Source organism: Rhodococcus jostii RHA1 (genome assembly GCF_000014565.1).
Classification (GTDB): Bacteria; Actinomycetota; Actinomycetes; order Mycobacteriales; family Mycobacteriaceae; genus Rhodococcus_F; species Rhodococcus_F jostii_A.
In genome coordinates this window covers 53,882-70,743 of sequence record NC_008269.1, presented here as the reverse complement: position 1 = coordinate 70,743, position 16,862 = coordinate 53,882, and the positions used below count along the sequence as shown (strand labels likewise).

Below are 16,862 nucleotides of genomic sequence, written 5' to 3'. Positions count from 1 at the left end.
CGCCGGAAATACCAGGTGGACCGAAGTTCGAACCGGGAAACACCGTGCCGTCGCCTTCACGGAAGCGCCGTGATCAGCGTGTCCACCTCCACCCGCGGGCCGGTGAAGAACGGCACCTCCTCGCGGACGTGCAGGCGGGCCTCGGTGGCGCGCAGGTCGCGCATGAGGTCGACGATGCGGTACAGCTCGGGCGCCTCGAACGCGAGGATCCACTCGTAATCGCCGAGTGCGAACGAGGGCACGGTGTTGGCGCGGACGTCCTTGTACGTGCGGGCCGCCATGCCGTGGTCGGCGAGCATCTTCCGGCGCTCGTCGGCGGGCAGCAGGTACCACTGGTAGGAGCGGACGAACGGGTACACGCAGATGTAGTTGCCCGGGTCCTCACCGGCCAGGAACGCCGGGATGTGGCTCTTGTTGAATTCGGCGGGACGGTGGCACGCGACGTTGCTCCACACGGGCTTGCTCGCACGGCCCAGTGCGGTGGTGCGGCGGAAGTCGGCGTAGTCGGCCTGCAGGGCCTCGATGCTCGCCGAGTGCGTCCAGATCATGAAGTCGGCGTCGGCACGCAGGCCGGCCACGTCGTACAGCCCGCGCACCACAACACCCTTCTCGGCCTGACCTTCGAAGAAGATCCGCGCCTGTTTGATCACAGTTTCCCGGTCGCCTGCGAGTACACCGGGTTCCACCTGGAACACCGAGAACATGAGGTAGCGGATTTGGGAGTTGAGCGCCTCGAAGTCAGGGCGCGGCAGAAGACTCATGGCCCTCCGGTCCGGGGGATGGGGAGGGGGCGCCGCCGCGGTCGATCGCGACCGAGCGGTGCGAGGAGATCGGCATCAGCATCCGTCCCTCCGATGGAACGGGAGATCAATCAGCTCGCCACCGACAGCATGGCGATCATGCGCAGTGCCGTCACCGGATGGGTCAGCAGGCCCTTCACGACCAGCTTGTGAGTCAAAATGTCGCGAAGAACGCCTAGTCCACGCCGGGTGAAGAAGCCGACAGGCAAGAGCCCGCCTGCCTTCATCTCCAGTTGGGAGACATCGAGGATCTGTCCTACCGTCGCCCATACGACGACGGCGGGGTTGTTCACGATGTCGTTGCAGACGGTGGCGTGATCGTCTCGAAAGATGATGGTCGCGGCGGCGTTGGTGTCCGTGCTGAACACCGCGACCGGCCGGCCGAACTTTCGGGCCAGGTCGACTCGTTCAGGATGATTCTGAAGGTTCTGTGCCAACAGGGTCGACAGGATGCTCGCGACGCCGTTCGCGTCGTCACCGTCGTAGAGGGACAGGGTGTACGTGGTGGGGTGAACCGTTGTCATCGTGGGCCTTCCAAGGCGCTGCTAACGAGAGGGTGCCCGCGCAGGTCGATGGAGCGCCGTCGACCTGCGCGGGCTGGAGGTGGTGTGTCAGACTGCCCACTCGGTCGGTACCCGACCCCAGGACAACAGGAAATTGTTGAGAGCTCCGGCGTTCTCGATCGCCGCGGTCATCGGGCCCTTGACGAACTTGAGTTCTCCTGCAATAAGCAGTTTTCCAGCTTCCTCGTCACCATCGGCGGCGCGCTGCCACGCTTCGAGCCCCCCGTTGAGGACGATCCACAGATCGTCTTCGTCGAACTTGCGGGGAGTCCAGGAGATGACCTCACCCTGGTTCCATTCGAGGTGAACTGTCAGGTCTTCACGGCCGGCGACCGCGAGTTCCATCCTGTTGGTGAACGCCGACGGGTCCTTGAACCCGCGGCAGACCGCCTCGTTCGCGTTGACCGCCTCGCGGGCGGCGTCACACCACTCCGGTGAAAAGAACTTCAACTTGTCAGTCATGAAACGAGATCTCCTTCGAATTGTCCTGTGCTGTAAAATTGTTGGGTCTGTGCTCACTGTGGGTGGTGCCGTGTCCACCCGACCATGGACACGGCACCTCTCCATACCCCACCGAACGGCCACCGGCACCCGGTCCGAGATACCTCAGGGCTTCGCTTGCCCCGGCGAACGCGAAGAGATATCGCGGCAAACCGGTCGGCGATAGTGCGGTGACGCCACCATGATTCGGTGGGAGTTTCACTGGGTGGCTTCGGCTCGCCTGATCAGACGCCTTGCAGGGTCCGTTCGCGGGGCGTGGTGCGGCTTTCGGCGTGCCGCGTCGCGGGAATTCCGAGGCCGCCGAGCACGATCAGAGCAATCCCGGGAACGATGAGCCACCACGTGAGCGTTGTCGTGGGTTGTGTCGCGGTGGGGATACTGGCCGCCGCCTGAAAGTTGTCGACGTTCTGTTCCATGCCCGCCACCAGGGCCTGGAACCGTGGGAGGATGTCGTTGAGCTGGCCCATGCCGGCGGCAACAGCGGGGAAGTTCTGGCCCATGAAACTCTGGAACTGGGTGGGGTCCATCCTCAGTGCTTCGGCGAGCGCGGGGGCGGTCTCGGCCTGAAGTTGGTCGGACATCTTTTGGATGACGTCCATGTCCGAGCGCACCGCGGCGACACCTTCGTCGGTGAAGATCGGGCCGAACGCCGCAGTGAGGTCGTCGACGGCCTGGGTTTTCGCCGGTACCGACAGGATCAGTGGTGCGATGACGAAGACCACTCCGGTGGCGACGGTGACCAGCAGGGCGACTCGGGAGAGTCCGCTCCGCGCGGGGTTGCGCCCGAGGACCAGTGCGCCGCCGGCCAGAACGAACAGGACGGCGCCGGGGACCAGGAAGAGATAGGGCACGGTGGTGCTCGGCAGGAAATTGGTCGGGATCTGATCGGCGCTGCGGAAGTTCGGGGCTTGGGTCTCGAGCCCGGTCACCAGGCCCTGGAACTTCGGGAGAATGGTGTCGAGTTGTCCGATCCCGCTTGCCACATCAGGAAAATTCTCGCTCATGAAGCCCTGGAACTGCTCTGGTGGCATTCCGAGCGCGTTCGGGAGGGCGGGCAGGGTTTCCGCCTGCAGCTGGTCGGCCATCGCCTGCACGGTGTTCATATCCGTTCGTGTCTGGATCAGTGCGTCCGGTTCGAAGCTGCCACGAAGATCACCGGTCAGGGTGTCCACGCTCTGCGCCTTGCTGAGCATTCCCGTCACGAGTGGGAAGAGGAACAGTACTGCACCTATCACTGCCACACTGGAGAGTGCGAAGGTCCTTCTTGCCGGCATTCCCGGTCTCCTTGGGGTTGGGGAAATCGCTGTATGCCGGAGATCCGGCATCGAAGGTGGTGACGGCTGCGGCGACCGCGGAGTGCGGGCACTGTCACCGGGGCATCGTGTGAGGTGGGACCGACGCCACACTGGTCCGTGCGGTGCGCACGCTTCGCATGTGTGGCCGATCATGGGGCCCGTCGAGCCGAGTCTCGTGGGCCGGCCGGTGCATGGGGTCGAGAACGCGAAAGGAAGGCAACCCACCGACGGGAATCCGAGCTCTGTGGCCCGGGTCGATTCAGCTGAGCGTCGCGGCGAAGTGCACGATCTGCACACCACCGGTCGCGAAGTTGGGCACGTCGGCGACCGCCGCCGCGCCCTCGGGGGAGGACAGCGCGGCCGCCATGGCTTCGGCGGAGTCGAAGTCCGCCTCGAAGACGGCAACGAAGGGTGACTCGCCCTCCGCCGCAGCAACGTCGATGCTGTGGCGGGTCGCACGCACGCCGGGCAGTTTCCGGGCGATCGGCAGGTGGGTGTGCTGGTAGTACTCCCGGAACTTCTCCGGATCGGTGGGCTGGCCATAGAGAACCATCAGGGTGTGCATCGGTGGGTCCTTCCGGGGGATACGTTGGTGCGGGTCATGGTTCGACCGCGTCGAGGACGAAGCTGTAGGCGGCACGGACGGTGCCCTCGGGGCCGGTCGTGACGTCGAGGACGAGTTCGGGGTCGATCCTGTCGCTGACCGAATCGGAGGCCGCGCCAGTGTCGAAGTAGAGTTGGGTGGTCACGGGGAAGTACCCGAGCTTGGTGACGGTGGCATGTATGGTCGCCGGTCGCCAGGGGTTCCATTTCGCCTTCGTGAACAGGGTGCCGACGGCTCCGTCCGCCGGTATGCGGTAGGGCGAGGGCAGGATGGTTTCGATTTCGAAGCACCCGTGGTCGTCGGTTGTCACGACACCGCGGAGGTTGCCTGCCGGGATGCCGGGCGTGAAGCTCGAATAGTGGCCGCTGTCGTCGGTCTGCCACATGTCGAGGTTCGCGTAGGCGATGGGGGAGCCGTCTGTGGCAGTCACGCATCCGGTGAGTATCAACGACGTCCCCGGCTCGTCCGCGCGCATCGGCAGCATGCACGGCGACGTCAGCTGCGGTTGCCCCGGAATGTAGTAGGGCCCTTCGGTGCTGCCCGGGGTTGCGCTGTGGTCTGCGTTCGCGCGTTCTGTGATGGTGCGCTCGACAAACAGGTCCAAAAGCAGTGGCCACTCTCCGTTGTCGCCCACCGAGATCAGCCAGGACTTGAGGGCGTGAAATTCGGCATCGGTCACGTCGTGTCGACGGAGAACGTCGACGATGGCGTCGGCGGCTGCTCGGGCAAGTTCCGAGATGCGCGCCGGCGATGGATTCGCGCGGATTGCGCGGAGGGCGCGCTCTCGAACGAGCTGTGTTGCCGTGTAGCTCGGTGTGGCCAAGGTCGTTGCGGCGCTCGTGTGAGCAGTCATTCCGGTTCTCACTGACAGACGATTGGTGATGGCGGCGGTGGCGCCGTGGGGTGGGTACGACCCACGGCACCACCTGCCGTCGTGTCACTCTCTGGTTCGGATATCGGGACTGGTACCGGGGTGGGCGTAGTGGGAAACTACGGTCGGTCCTCGGGGAGCGGGTTCTGACTCGCGTCCCACTCGACGCGGACATGGTCGGGACCGCGGAAGGAGGTGTTCGGTGAGTACGTCCATTCCTGATCCTCCACCAGACGCAGGTGCGGGAGACGCTTGGTGGTCTCCTCCAGCATCACCCGCATCTCCATGCGGGCCAGACCCTGGCCGAGGCACAGGTGCACACCCCAGCCGAAAGCCAGGTGCTCATCGGCGTTCTCACGGGTGATGTCGAAGGACTCCCCGTCCTCGAACTTCGCGTCGTCGTGGTTGGCCGATCCGGTCAGCATCATCACCCGTGAACCGGCCGGCAGGTCATAACCGCCGAGCCGGACCGGCCTCGTCGTGATCCGCCGCCAGGTCGGCACGGACGACTGGTAGCGCAGGATCTCGTGCACCGCGCCGGGGATCAGCGACGGGTCCGCGCAAATCGCGTCCCACTGATCACGGTTCTCGAGCAGTGACTTGATTCCGCTCGCCGCCGCATTGGTGGTCGTCTCGTGCGAGGCATAGAGGTGGCTCTGCATGATCGACGCGAGATAGGTCTTGTCCCACACCTCGTCGTTGCCGTCCTTCTGCCAGGCCTTGATGACATTGGACATGTAGTCCTCGCCCGGATTCTCGGCCAGCTTGTCGACGTGTTCACGCGCGTACTGAAGGTACGCGGCGTAGTCGCCGGCGAGGGCAACCTGCTGTTCGTCGGTGGGTCGCCCCCACAGCCACAGCGCGAACCGGGCCGCATACCCTCGGACACGCTCGACCTCGGCCTCCGGCACACCCATCAGGATGAACGCCGTCAGCGCCGGTACCGAGAAGGTCATGTCGCCGACCATGTCGGCCCGGCCGTTCTTGACGATCGTGTCCAGGCACTCGGAGACGAACCGGCGGGTGTAGGGCTCGAGTTCGGCGACCTTGTTGTCGTTGAGACCTTTGCGGAAGACCCTGCGCCGCTTGGGATGCAGGGGAGCATCCTCGTCGACGAGCATGGTCGAGGGCACGAAGTTGGCCTCGGCCAGCACATCCATCGCCGCCGGGCACGGCGGAGTGATCATCACGCCGGCCTCGCTCGCACTGTAGGACTCGGTGTCCTTGAAGATCTCGATGATGTCCTCATAGCGACTGACGATCCAGTAGTCGATCTCGGGACTGTAGAAGACCGGTTCCTGTTCGCGGACGGACTTGAAGACGGGGTACGGATCCTGCTGGTACTCCTCGTCGAACGGGTTGAACTCGGCCGCGAAGTGGCTGACCGGGCACTTGCCCGCGACGATATCTTCGGCATTCGGTGCCGGAGTGGTTTCGGTCATCGTGGATCCTCCTGGACGTTGGGTAGCGGCAGATCGGGCTGAACGCCGCACGATGTCGAGCAATGGGTCGGATGGCTACATGTCGAGGACGATCCGCGGTGAGCGTGCCCGCGAGCAGCAGATCATCATCACCTCGTTCTCCGCCTTCTCGTCGTCGTCGAGCACCGCGTCGCGGTGGTCGACCTCGCCCTCGAGTACGGTTGTCTCGCAGGAGCCGCACACTCCCTCGCCGCAACTGTTCGCGGCCTTGATCCCGCACTCGAGCAGGGCATCCAGAATTGTCTGGTCCGGACCGACGGTGAGGGTCTTCCCGGAGCGGGACAGCTCCACTTCGAACGCGGTCTCCACGTTCGGATCGAGCTCGACGACGGTGCCGGAGAAGTGCTCTACGTGCAGCCGCGCGGACACCCCGACGTCGGCACACCGCGCGGCAAGTGCGTCGAGGAGCCGTTCGGGGCCGCAGCTGTAGATGTGCACGTTCGGGCCGAGATCGTCGCCGATCAGGGCGTCCAGATCCAGGCGTGTTCCCTCGTCCGAGACGCACATCTGCACGCGGCTGTCGTCGGAAAGCTGTTCGAAGAACGCCATCTTCGGGCGTGAGCGTCCGGCGTACACCATGCGGTAGGCGATGTCGTTGTCCGCGGCGGCCTGCATCATCGGCAACAGCGGCGTGATGCCGATCCCTCCGGCGACGAAGAGATACTCTTCTGCCGGCTCGAGTGGGAAGTTGTTGCGCGGCAATGACGCTGTGAGTGTGCCGCCCTTCTTCACCTCGTCGTGGATGTGCTGTGACCCTCCGCGGCTGTTGGGATCTCGAAGGACGGCGACCTCGTAGCGGGAACTGTCGCCGGGCGTGTTGTGCAGCGAGTACTGCCGCACCAAGCCGTTCGCCAGGTGCAGATCGATGTGTGCGCCGGCCTCCCAGGTCGGGAGGGTACTTCCGGTGCCGTCGATCAAGCTCAGCGTGAGCACGTCGTCGCATTCCTTGCGGACTTCGTCCACCACCAGTGTGAGGGTGGTGTTCGGATCAGGGTTCTCGGGGGACATAACAGCCTCCATGGGGCGGGGAAGCGGGCGATCATCGGTCGATGAAGACACGGTTGGTCTGTCGGATCGCAACCGCCGGTCGCGAACATGCGGGCGGAGTGCGATCTCACAAACAAAGCTATGGTGTGGCCGAGCTCATAGCTATCCAGGACGCGTCGCGTCCTATCCGCTTTTCGACACACTGCTTCTGTGCCGGATTGCACGGGCGTCAGGTCGCGAAAGATTCAGCAGTGCAGTGGTGTTCGGGTCGCCTGCGTCTGCCGCACGCGGCTCGAAGACCCTGGGATCCATTTTCAGGGTCCCCGATGCGCCGTTCTTCCTTGACAAATATCTAGTGATGGGGCTCACAATGGCGTTTACGATCTGGGCCCGTCCGGGAGGTTCTTCGGGCGACAGGCGCAAGACAGTGGGAGGTTTGTACACCCTGATGGGCACATACAGCACTACCCGATTCACCGACTGGCACGAAGTGCACGAGGCTGTCGCCGCAGCGTATTTTCCGCACGAGATGAGGCCGCTGACGACCGGAGCTGCGTCTCGATCGGCCCTGAAGACGGCGACGATCGGATCGTGCCGGATCACCAGCATGCGACTCGGCGCCGAGGTGTCCGTCGCGACCGACCACCCCGGAGCCTACGGCGTCAACATTCCGGTCTCGGGACGGTTCGAGTCGGTAGTCGGGAAGACCGCGGTCCTGTCGCTGCCCGGCCAGGCGACCATCTGTCCGCCGGACACCCGAACCGTCATCCCGCACTGGAGTCCCTCATGCCGCCTCATCGGGTTCAAGGTTGAGAAGAGCTATCTGCAACATGAAATGGACCGCGTGCTGGGTCGCCCGGGAAAACTGCCGATGCAGATCGATCTCCGCAGCGGCCGGGGGGCGAGCTGGCTCAAGTTCGTCCACACCGTCTTCCATCAGGTCGCTGACGATGCCGGCCTCTGGCGTGACAGCCTCGTGCTGACCCAGCTCGCGGGCACCCTCACCACGGCATTTGTCCTCGCGGCCACGCCGGACGAAGAGGACAGTCATCGCGGCGCGCGCCCCCGCATCGTCAAAAGGGTCATCGACGCGATACATGCCGATCCGGCCCGCGCCTGGACACCCGGGGAGATGGCCGAACTGGCGGGAGTCAGTGTGCGCCGACTGCAGCAAGGCTTCCGGGAGTGCATGAATCAGACACCATTCGAATACTTGTTCGAAGTCCGTCTGGAGCGCGCGCACGCCGAACTTGTATCGGCCGGTCCGCCGGCCACCGTCGCAGACATCGCCTTTCGGTGCGGGATCACCCACACCGGACGGTTCGCCGCGGCGTACCGCGACCGGTACGGCAGCACCCCGTCGGAGACGTTGAAGCGCTGAGATCGGCCCCGGTGCGACGGCCTCGGGCGCGTCCGCGTGCGAGCGCCCTAGGGGCACGGTCGAGTGGCCCACTTTTCTAGCGCGATGCCCATTTGGCATAAAATGTGATGTGAGTCATACTCTGCGCACTCGGCGAGTGCGCGTCGCAGTGCCGGAAAGGTGAACAGACTTACGTGGCTGACCACTGGATGGGGCCGGAGAAGACCGCGTCGTCCGCGGCGGGACGCGGCGCCCCTCCGTGTACCTCGATCAATCTGCACAGCGAAGACGTCGAAGAAGCCGTCGCCGGTGTCGGCGAGGTCTTTCATCCCCACGAACTCACGCGGGTCGGTGCCGGCTCCGGATTTCACGCCGACCTGAAGGCGGTGGTTGCGGGATCCATGGTCTCCGGGCAGCTGCGCTACAACAACAACACGGACCTCTACTGCCCGGCCATCGACGGCTATCACGTGAACATCCCGATGTCGGGTCGGCTGCTCTCGGAATCGGGGGGCGAGGAGACCGCAGTCGAGCAGGGCAACGCGGTCGTTTACTCCACGGGCTCCGACGCTCGCGTCCTCACCCCGCGCACCAGCCAATTGCACGTCTTCGCGATGAAACTCGATCGCTCCACCATGCAGACCGCGATCCAGGATCTGCTCGATCGGCCCGTCTCGCGACCGGTTCAACTGCACGGCGGGCTGGATCTCACCACCGTCAACGGGCGTGCCTGGCGCCGCCTCGTGCTCGATACCTACCGCAGCCAAATCGAAGGGACGTTCATGGCGAATCCCCTTCTCGCGGCGCCTTTGACCTATTCGATCGCGGTGGGATTGCTCAATCTCACCGAACACCAGTACGCCGAGGAGCTCACCAGGCCGGCGATGCGTACCGCCCCGGCTCCGATCAACGAAGCCGTCGAGTACATCACCGCACACGCGGCGACGCCGTTGTCTCCTGAACTGATTGCCCGAGAAGTAGGTGTGGGCGTCCGCGCACTGCAGCGCGGTTTTCGCGAGTACCTGGACACCACCCCGATCGAGTTCATCCGGAACGCCCGGATGAAGCGAGCCCACGAGGACCTCATGGCGGCCGACGCGGAAACCGACACCGTGTCCGGCATTGCCAGTCGCTGGGGCTTCTACCACTACGGCCGATTCTCCCAGGAGTATCGACGAATCTATGGTGTCAGCCCGTCCCACACCCTGCGCTCAGCCTGACATCTGTCAGCGGAGTGTTCCGTCGGGAAGCCGCCGAACATCGGCGAGGCATTCGCTCGCACGTATTCGGAACCGAACTCATCGCACATGACAGTCCGCGATGCACCTCGCTCCGAAACCGGCGCTGTCGCAATACGTACAGCGTGTGACGCACACTGGATAGTGGCGCAGATCATATGCGCGTAAATTTGCAGATACCTCGCAGGATCTCGCCCCGGCCGTGAGCCCACCCGCGGTGCGAGGTGTGATCTTTCTGCCGAGTCAGGCGATTCGGCCACTACGTGCGACGCACACATTATTCGACCGAGTAGCAAGCAGGTCAGCTGATGAATCTACCCGTGGCGCACAGCGCGTCGTCGTCAGAGCCGATAGAGCAAGTCCAGCAACCGAACTGGGTGCAACAGTGCCGCATGGACAGTGAGCACCTCAATCGGCTGCAAGTCCTGACCTCGGATGAGTGCTGGATAGTCGACTTCGCGATACGGTGGGCGCCCTTCGGCGGATCCGGTCCGGGTGAATTGATGGTCAACCACGGCGTCACCCGGGATCGATTCATCGTCTTATTGCAGGCAGCGCTGGCATCGAAGCCGCAGGACCTGGCCATGATCAGGGCGCACAAGCGCAGGCTGAGCGCTGTACTCGTCGAAGCGTGGCGACCGGAGCGGCGCGAGGGTGGGTACCGGCCGCTAGGCCGTCAGCACGCCGGACGCCGGATGCCCTCCGCCCGGTAGATGTGGGATGACCGACACCTGAATGGTGCAGGTAACAGATGATGACTACCTCGGTGCCCTGGGCGCGGGTGGCGAATGGCGCCGCGAACCCACGAGCAGCCATCTGCGCTCCACCGCCTGTGCTCGTGGCCACGAATCTTCTCGAACAGCGATGTAGCGACCCGCTCAGGAGGCCGATCCGCGGTCGGCGTCTCGGCTGCCCACCACCATGCGCCCGGTCGTGGCGGCGAGGCCAGTTCGGACGCAGTTGGTTCGCACCTCGGCGCTCATCGGCGTTCTTTCGCTGTCCGAGCCCACCCGATCCGAGAGGCGCCCGATGAGTCGCACACCCGCCGCTGTCGGCGGTTTCCGGCGACCCCGCGGGATATGGTCGGCGCGGGGTGTTGCAGGCTGGCCGCTGCGCTGGAAGATGGCGGTCGTACTGACCGTTCCCCTCACGGTCGCGGCAGGACTCGGGTTTCTTCGCGTACAACAAAGCCTCACGGCGGCAGCGGACTTCACCACGGTCTCCGAAAGGGCGCAGATCCTCCCGCTTCTCGTCGAGCTGGACGGGCACGCGGCCGTTGTGATGGGAACGTTGGCGCTACGCACCATTTCGACATCGATGAGCGACAACCTCGACGCCTCAATTGTGGACGTGGAGAACGCGAATACCGCAAATACACTCGACGAGGGCGCAGCATCCGACGTTGCGACCGCCCTCTCCGGTGCGCGTGCCTTGAGCGCACAGGCCAAGCGGGGACCGACATCAACAGAGGCACTCACCGCGCAACTCGCGTCCATCAGATCTGCCCTGTCGAGCGCGGTGGGCGCGATCACCGCGCCGATCGCCGACCCCGAGGTGGTCGTCGAGACCGTGCGCCTCGAGGGTTTGTGGGCGGCCCAGAAGTTGGTTTCGGCCCAGGGCCTGTCAGTTGTCGCCTCGACGGCAATTCTCACCGGCGAATCGGGTGCGAATCTCGAAGCCGAGTCCGTCAACCTTCTGGCCAACCTCCGAACCGAGTCCGCGCTGCTCGACCAGGTCGAACAACGGTACCCGCCCGGTGACCCAACCATGACGACGCTCCGAAACGGTGTGAATGACCGCACCGCATTGCTGCCGGAGGTCGCTCACCGCGAGAGTGCCGACCGGGCACTGACCGATCTGAAGAACTCGCTGATCGCGAGCGTCGACGACTATTCCAACGCAATCGCCACGGCGTCCGCCGATCTGAAGGATGCAGTGGTAGCGAAGTCGGCGGCGTTGCGGACCCAGGCTTGGCGGGATACGGGGGTTGTCACTGCGTTGCTGCTCGCGGCGATTCTGCTCGCCGTGGTGGTGGCACGATCCCTGCTGCAGCCCCTGCGGAGACTGCGGCGTGGCGCTCTCCGAGTGGCTCACGCAGACCTGCCGGACGCGGTCGGACGACTCAAGTCCGGTGCGGACGCCTCCACCCTCGAATTCGATCCCATCGACGTGCACACCCACGAAGAGATCGGCCAACTTGCCCGTGCCATCGATGACATTCACAGCCAGGCACTGCTGCTCGCCAGCGAGCAGGCACAGCTGAGGCTGCAGATGAACAACGTCTTCGAAACCCTCGCCCGGCGCAGCAGATCGCTGATCGATCTGCAACTGGAGATGATCGAACAACTCGAGTTCGAAGAACGCGACCCCAAGCGCCTCGACAACCTCTTCCGCCTCGACCACCTCGCCACCCGGATGCGCCGAAACGGCGACAACCTGCTGATCCTGGCGGGCAATGACAATCGCCGCGGCCGTCCGGCGCCCATCCTGCTCGGTGACGCCATGCGCGCGGCCATTTCCGAGGTCGAGGACTATCAGCGTGTTCGGGTCTGCGCGATGCCGCCGGTGACATTGACCGGCGCCGCGGGAAGGGATCTCGTGCATGTTCTGGCCGAACTTCTCGACAACTCCCTGCACTTCTCCCCGCCCGACAGTGCTGTGACGACCACCTGCGCGCGCACCATCGACGGCGGTGTCGTCATCGAGATCGCAGACCGAGGAATCGGAATGGCGCCGTCCGACCTCCACGAACTCAACGACCGAGTCGCCTCGACACCCGAGGTCACCCCAGACACCGCGCGCCACATGGGTCTGTTCGTCGTCAGCGAACTCAGCAAACGGCACAACATCACCATCACCCTCCGTCCGACGCTCGACCTGCCGCGCAACGCGGGAGTTACCGTGTCGGTCCACATCTCCGGTGATGTGCTTACCTCTGAACACGAGGGTGTCCGGTCCAGCTCCGGCGGCCGACCCCAGACTGCTGGGCACTATGCCGCTCTCACCACACCGGGTTCCATCGCGCCAATTCCAACCATCCTCCCCTGGTCCCTGGTCAACAGGGGTTTGCTCGTCAACGGAGGCGCAACTTCGGGCTAATGAGTTCGATGATTCGGCGCCGGGCATCCTCCAGTTCCGTTGCCAAGCGCTCTTCCTCCATCGACCGTGCGGCGCGGTTTCTGCCCTACATGGTCGAGCTTCCCAGTCCCACAAGCATTCCGAGGCGGTCATGCGGTCCGCTGACAACTCCTACCGTACGGTCTCGACACCCCCGCCGCGGCAGTGTCCTCGCAGCGGAAACATGGAGCAGGTCCGTCGATCCATCGGACCGGCGGGTTCCGTAGTTTTCCCGGATGTTCGCCGATGAGATCTGGATCACTATGGATGCCAGCGAGTGAGCACGGCGAATGGATCGGAAGTTTTTCCGTAGGGCCGTGGTTCACCGTCGGCGACGTAGCCGAAGGCATTTACGAAGCAGACCTGAGTTCCATTGAACGCACTAACGACCGTACAAGTGTGATTTGCCGACGAGAAAGGAAAGCCGCATGACTGACGTGCAATGTGAACCCGCGCTTGCGGGGAGAAAGCCCAAGTGGGCCGACGCGGACATCGCTGAACTCGTAGACGAAAGGACCGGCCGGCTAGACCCGCGGATCTACACCGACGAGGCGCTGTACGAACAGGAACTGGAGCGGATCTTCGGTCGCTCGTGGTTGCTGATGGGCCACGAGACGCAGATTCCGAAGGCCGGCGACTTCATGACGAACTACATGGGCGAGGATCCCGTGATGGTCGTTCGTCAGAAGAACGGGGAGATCCGCGTCTTCCTCAACCAGTGTCGCCACCGCGGAATGCGGATCTGCCGCGCGGACGGGGGCAATGCCAAGTCATTCACCTGCAGCTATCACGGCTGGGCCTACGATACGGGCGGCAACTTGGTGAGTGTGCCTTTCGAGGAGCAGGCCTTCCCCGGGCTGAGGAAAGAAGATTGGGGCCCGCTACAGGCTCGCGTCGAGACCTACAAGGGCCTGATTTTCGCAAACTGGGACGCTGACGCCCCGGACCTGGACACCTATCTGGGTGAAGCGAAGTTCTACATGGACCACATGTTGGATCGAACCGAAGCGGGCACCGAAGCGATCCCGGGGATTCAGAAGTGGGTCATTCCCTGCAACTGGAAGTTCGCAGCGGAGCAATTCTGCAGCGACATGTACCACGCGGGCACCACATCCCATCTTTCCGGTATTCTCGCGGGCCTGCCTGATGGCGTGGATCTGTCGGAGCTCGCTCCCCCCACAGAAGGCATCCAGTACCGCGCAACCTGGGGCGGGCATGGTTCTGGCTTCTACATCGGCGATCCCAACCTGTTGCTCGCCATCATGGGGCCGAAGGTCACCGAGTACTGGACGCAGGGACCTGCCGCCGAGAAGGCTTCCGAGCGCCTGGGAAGCACAGAGCGTGGCCAGCAACTGATGGCGCAGCACATGACCATCTTCCCAACCTGTTCGTTCCTGCCAGGCATCAACACCATCCGAGCGTGGCACCCTCGCGGGCCGAACGAGATCGAGGTCTGGGCCTTCACCGTCGTCGATGCCGACGCACCCGAGGAGATGAAAGAGGAATACCGCCAGCAGACACTGCGAACCTTCTCGGCAGGTGGTGTCTTCGAGCAGGACGACGGCGAGAACTGGGTCGAGATCCAGCAGGTGCTGCGCGGACACAAGGCCCGCAGTCGGCCGTTCAACGCGGAGATGGGACTCGGTCAGACCGACTCGGACAATCCCGATTACCCCGGCACGATCAGCTACGTCTACAGCGAAGAAGCGGCGCGTGGGCTGTATACGCAATGGGTCCGGATGATGACTTCGCCGGACTGGGCTGCACTGGACGCCACCCGACCCGCAGTGTCCGAGTCGACCCACACGTGACCGCGGCGGGCGGCGAGCGGACCGCGGTGGAGCCATCGCCGGCTCTCCACCTGAACAGAACTCCCGACTGATTAGGAAGAATTATGATTGACGCCGAATCGCCAACCACGGCATTTCGAACAAAACCCGCACCAGTAGACCCCAGCCTGCAGCACGAGATCGAGCAGTTCTACTACTGGGAGGCGAAACTTCTCAATGACCGCCGCTTCCAAGAATGGTTCGATCTGTTGGCAGAAGATATTCATTACTTCATGCCGATCCGAACCACGCGGATCATGCGGGAAACTGCACAGGAGTATTCCGGTGCCCGTGAATACGCACATTTCGATGACAATGCGCAGATGATGCGAGGGCGCCTGCGCAAGATCACTTCAGATGTGAGCTGGTCGGAGAACCCTGCCTCGCGCACGCGGCATGTGATTTCCAACGTCATGATCGTCGACGGTGAGAAACCTGGTGAATACCACGTCTCGAGCGTCTTCATCGTGTACAGAAATCGGCTCGAGCGGCAGCTCGATATTTTCGCTGGGGAGCGGAAGGACATTCTGCGTCGGACTGGTAGCGAAGCGGGTTTCGAACTCGCGAAGCGAACGATCCTGATCGACCAGAGCACAATTCTCTCCAACAACCTCAGCTTCTTCTTCTAGGAGTGACGATGGCCCTCACAAAGATATGCAGCTCCGGCGATTTGGCGCCGGGTGAGATGCTTCGCTTCGAGGAAGGTCCAGAGCCGATTCTGGTCTGTAACGTGGGCGGAGAGTTCTTCGCGACTCAGGACACCTGCAGCCATGCCGATTGGGCACTCTCAGAGGGCTATCTCGAGGATGACGTCGTGGAGTGCACACTCCACTGGGCCAAGTTCTGCGTGCGCACCGGCAAGGCGAAGGCTCTCCCCGCCTGTGTTCCGTTGCGGACCTTTGTGGTCAAACTCGAGGGAGACGACGTTCTCGTGGACCTCGAGGGCGGAGTGACGACATGACTTCCGACATCGTGGTCATCGGGGGCGGGGTCGCTGGCGTGACTGCCGCACAGTCGCTGCGTTCGGAAGGCTATGACGGGCGCCTCGTGCTGATCGGTAAGGAGCGCGAACTCCCATATGACCGCACCGCGCTCTCCAAAGCGGTCCTGGCCGGGGATCTGGCCGATCCCCCGCTGCTGTTCCCGGCCGACTGGTACGACGAGTGGCAGATCGAAACGGTGCTCGACAGGACCGTCCTGCAGGTGGATGTCACCCGCAGAGAAGTCCTGCTCGACGGCGGCCCCTGGCTCAAAGTCGATCGTGTTCTCCTGGCGACCGGGGCCAGTGCGCGCGTTCCCTCCTTTTCCGGCTCCGACCTTCCCGGTGTCGCTACCCTACGAACGGCTGACGACGTCCACCGGATGCGCCGAGACTGGGAGCCAGGACAACGGCTCGTCGTCGTTGGCGGAGGCTTGATCGGCTGTGAGGTCGCCACCACCGCCCGGAAGCTCGGTCTCGAGGTCAGCATCCTGGAGGCCTCAGACGAGTTGCTGCAGCGCGTTCTGGGCCGCCGGATCGGCGGCTGGTGCCGGGCGCGCCTCATGGAACTCGGGATCTCGGTCGTGTTGAACACAGGAGTCGCCGAGTTCAAGGGGGTGGACCGGATCACCACTGTAATCGGCACCGACGGAAGATCTTTCGTGGCAGATCGTGCAATCGTGTGCGTCGGCGCGGAACCAGAGACGGCGATAGCCGAACAGTCCGGGCTTGCGTGCAACCGCGGCATCCTCGTGAACGATTCCGGCGGCACCGCCGCTGAGGGGGTCTTCGCTGCAGGCGACGTGGCATCGTGGCCGCTCCTGACGGGCGGGCGGCGGTCGCTCGAGACCTACATCAACAGTCAGAGAGAGGCGACCGCCGTTGCGTCGGCGATGTTAGGGAAAGCCGTTCATGGACCGCAACTCCCGCTGTCGTGGACCGAGATGGCCGGACATCGCATACAGATGATCGGCGACATCGAAGGTTCAGGGGAGTACGTCATGCGAGGCGATCCCGACGACGGCCCGGCCCTGCTCTTCAGGCTCAGCGACGGCAGAGTGACTGCGGCAGTTTCGGTGGATGCTCCGCGCGATTTCGCCATGGCGACGCGCCTTGTCGAGAGGGGTGCTCAGGTGGGCCGGGAGGTTCTCGGCGACACCAGCATGGAGTTGCGCGAACTGAATCGTGCGGCACGCGAGCGAGCCCTGATCGCGGAGTGATCACCGAGGACCGCTAG

General features: G+C 63.9%; 16 protein-coding genes. 8 read left to right on the top strand and 8 right to left on the bottom strand.

What is annotated here, in order from left to right:
• Window positions 1-56 precede the first annotated feature (56 nt).
• The 8 genes from hemQ to RHA1_RS35910 all read right to left on the bottom strand — a co-directional run bounded on the left by hemQ (window position 57) and on the right by RHA1_RS35910 (window position 7,123).
• The gene (gene hemQ, locus RHA1_RS35945; RefSeq protein WP_050787618.1) at window positions 57-752 is read right to left on the bottom strand and encodes a hydrogen peroxide-dependent heme synthase; all 696 of its coding nucleotides are present in this window, start codon (window positions 750-752) and stop codon (window positions 57-59) included.
• 119 nt (window positions 753-871) lie between these two features.
• On the bottom strand, window positions 872-1,324 hold the full coding sequence (locus RHA1_RS35940; RefSeq protein ID WP_011599015.1) for a hypothetical protein: 453 nt from the start codon (window positions 1,322-1,324) through the stop codon (window positions 872-874).
• 87 nt (window positions 1,325-1,411) lie between these two features.
• Complete coding sequence (locus RHA1_RS35935; protein ID WP_050787552.1) at window positions 1,412-1,825, bottom strand: hypothetical protein; 414 nt, start codon at window positions 1,823-1,825, stop codon at window positions 1,412-1,414.
• Window positions 1,826-2,088: 263 nt separating this feature from the next.
• Window positions 2,089-3,099, bottom strand: coding sequence for a hypothetical protein (locus RHA1_RS35930; RefSeq protein ID WP_237727040.1), 1,011 nt, complete (start codon window positions 3,097-3,099; stop codon window positions 2,089-2,091).
• A gap of 319 nt (window positions 3,100-3,418) precedes the next feature.
• On the bottom strand, window positions 3,419-3,724 hold the full coding sequence (locus tag RHA1_RS35925) for an EthD family reductase (RefSeq protein WP_011599012.1): 306 nt from the start codon (window positions 3,722-3,724) through the stop codon (window positions 3,419-3,421).
• Between the two features lie 34 nt (window positions 3,725-3,758).
• Window positions 3,759-4,616, bottom strand: coding sequence for a dioxygenase family protein (locus RHA1_RS35920; protein ID WP_011599011.1), 858 nt, complete (start codon window positions 4,614-4,616; stop codon window positions 3,759-3,761).
• A 137-nt stretch (window positions 4,617-4,753) separates the two neighbouring features.
• Window positions 4,754-6,076: a cytochrome P450 gene (locus tag RHA1_RS35915; protein ID WP_011599010.1), complete on the bottom strand. Its 1,323-nt coding sequence runs from the start codon at window positions 6,074-6,076 to the stop codon at window positions 4,754-4,756.
• A gap of 75 nt (window positions 6,077-6,151) precedes the next feature.
• Window positions 6,152-7,123 carry a PDR/VanB family oxidoreductase gene (locus RHA1_RS35910; RefSeq protein WP_011599009.1) on the bottom strand — a complete coding sequence of 324 codons (972 nt, stop codon included), beginning with the start codon at window positions 7,121-7,123 and terminating at the stop codon, window positions 6,152-6,154.
• Window positions 7,124-7,550: 427 nt separating this feature from the next.
• Between RHA1_RS35910 and RHA1_RS35905 the strand changes: the two genes are divergently transcribed.
• The 8 genes from RHA1_RS35905 (at window position 7,551) to bphA4 (ending at window position 16,845) form a co-directional block, all read left to right on the top strand.
• Window positions 7,551-8,483 (top strand): AraC family transcriptional regulator, encoded by a 933-nt coding sequence (locus tag RHA1_RS35905; RefSeq protein ID WP_011599008.1) that lies wholly within the window; start codon window positions 7,551-7,553, stop codon window positions 8,481-8,483.
• 173 nt (window positions 8,484-8,656) lie between these two features.
• A complete protein-coding gene (locus RHA1_RS35900) occupies window positions 8,657-9,682 on the top strand; it encodes an AraC family transcriptional regulator (protein ID WP_011599007.1) in 1,026 nt (341 codons plus the stop codon).
• Window positions 9,683-10,092: 410 nt separating this feature from the next.
• Window positions 10,093-10,413 (top strand): hypothetical protein, encoded by a 321-nt coding sequence (locus RHA1_RS44840; protein WP_148228463.1) that lies wholly within the window; start codon window positions 10,093-10,095, stop codon window positions 10,411-10,413.
• 316 nt (window positions 10,414-10,729) lie between these two features.
• Complete coding sequence (locus RHA1_RS35890) at window positions 10,730-12,799, top strand: sensor histidine kinase (protein WP_011599004.1); 2,070 nt, start codon at window positions 10,730-10,732, stop codon at window positions 12,797-12,799.
• 446 nt (window positions 12,800-13,245) lie between these two features.
• On the top strand, window positions 13,246-14,628 hold the full coding sequence (gene bphA1 / locus RHA1_RS35885) for a biphenyl 2,3-dioxygenase subunit alpha (RefSeq protein ID WP_011599002.1): 1,383 nt from the start codon (window positions 13,246-13,248) through the stop codon (window positions 14,626-14,628).
• Window positions 14,629-14,711: 83 nt separating this feature from the next.
• Window positions 14,712-15,275: a biphenyl 2,3-dioxygenase subunit beta gene (gene bphA2 / locus RHA1_RS35880; RefSeq protein ID WP_011599001.1), complete on the top strand. Its 564-nt coding sequence runs from the start codon at window positions 14,712-14,714 to the stop codon at window positions 15,273-15,275.
• 8 nt (window positions 15,276-15,283) lie between these two features.
• Window positions 15,284-15,607, top strand: a complete 324-nt coding sequence (gene bphA3, locus RHA1_RS35875; protein WP_050787550.1) for a biphenyl 2,3-dioxygenase ferredoxin component — start codon at window positions 15,284-15,286, stop codon at window positions 15,605-15,607.
• Window positions 15,604-16,845 (top strand): biphenyl 2,3-dioxygenase ferredoxin reductase component, encoded by a 1,242-nt coding sequence (gene bphA4, locus RHA1_RS35870; protein ID WP_011598999.1) that lies wholly within the window; start codon window positions 15,604-15,606, stop codon window positions 16,843-16,845. Before bphA3 ends, bphA4 begins: the two co-directional genes overlap by 4 nt.
• Window positions 16,846-16,862 lie beyond the last annotated feature (17 nt).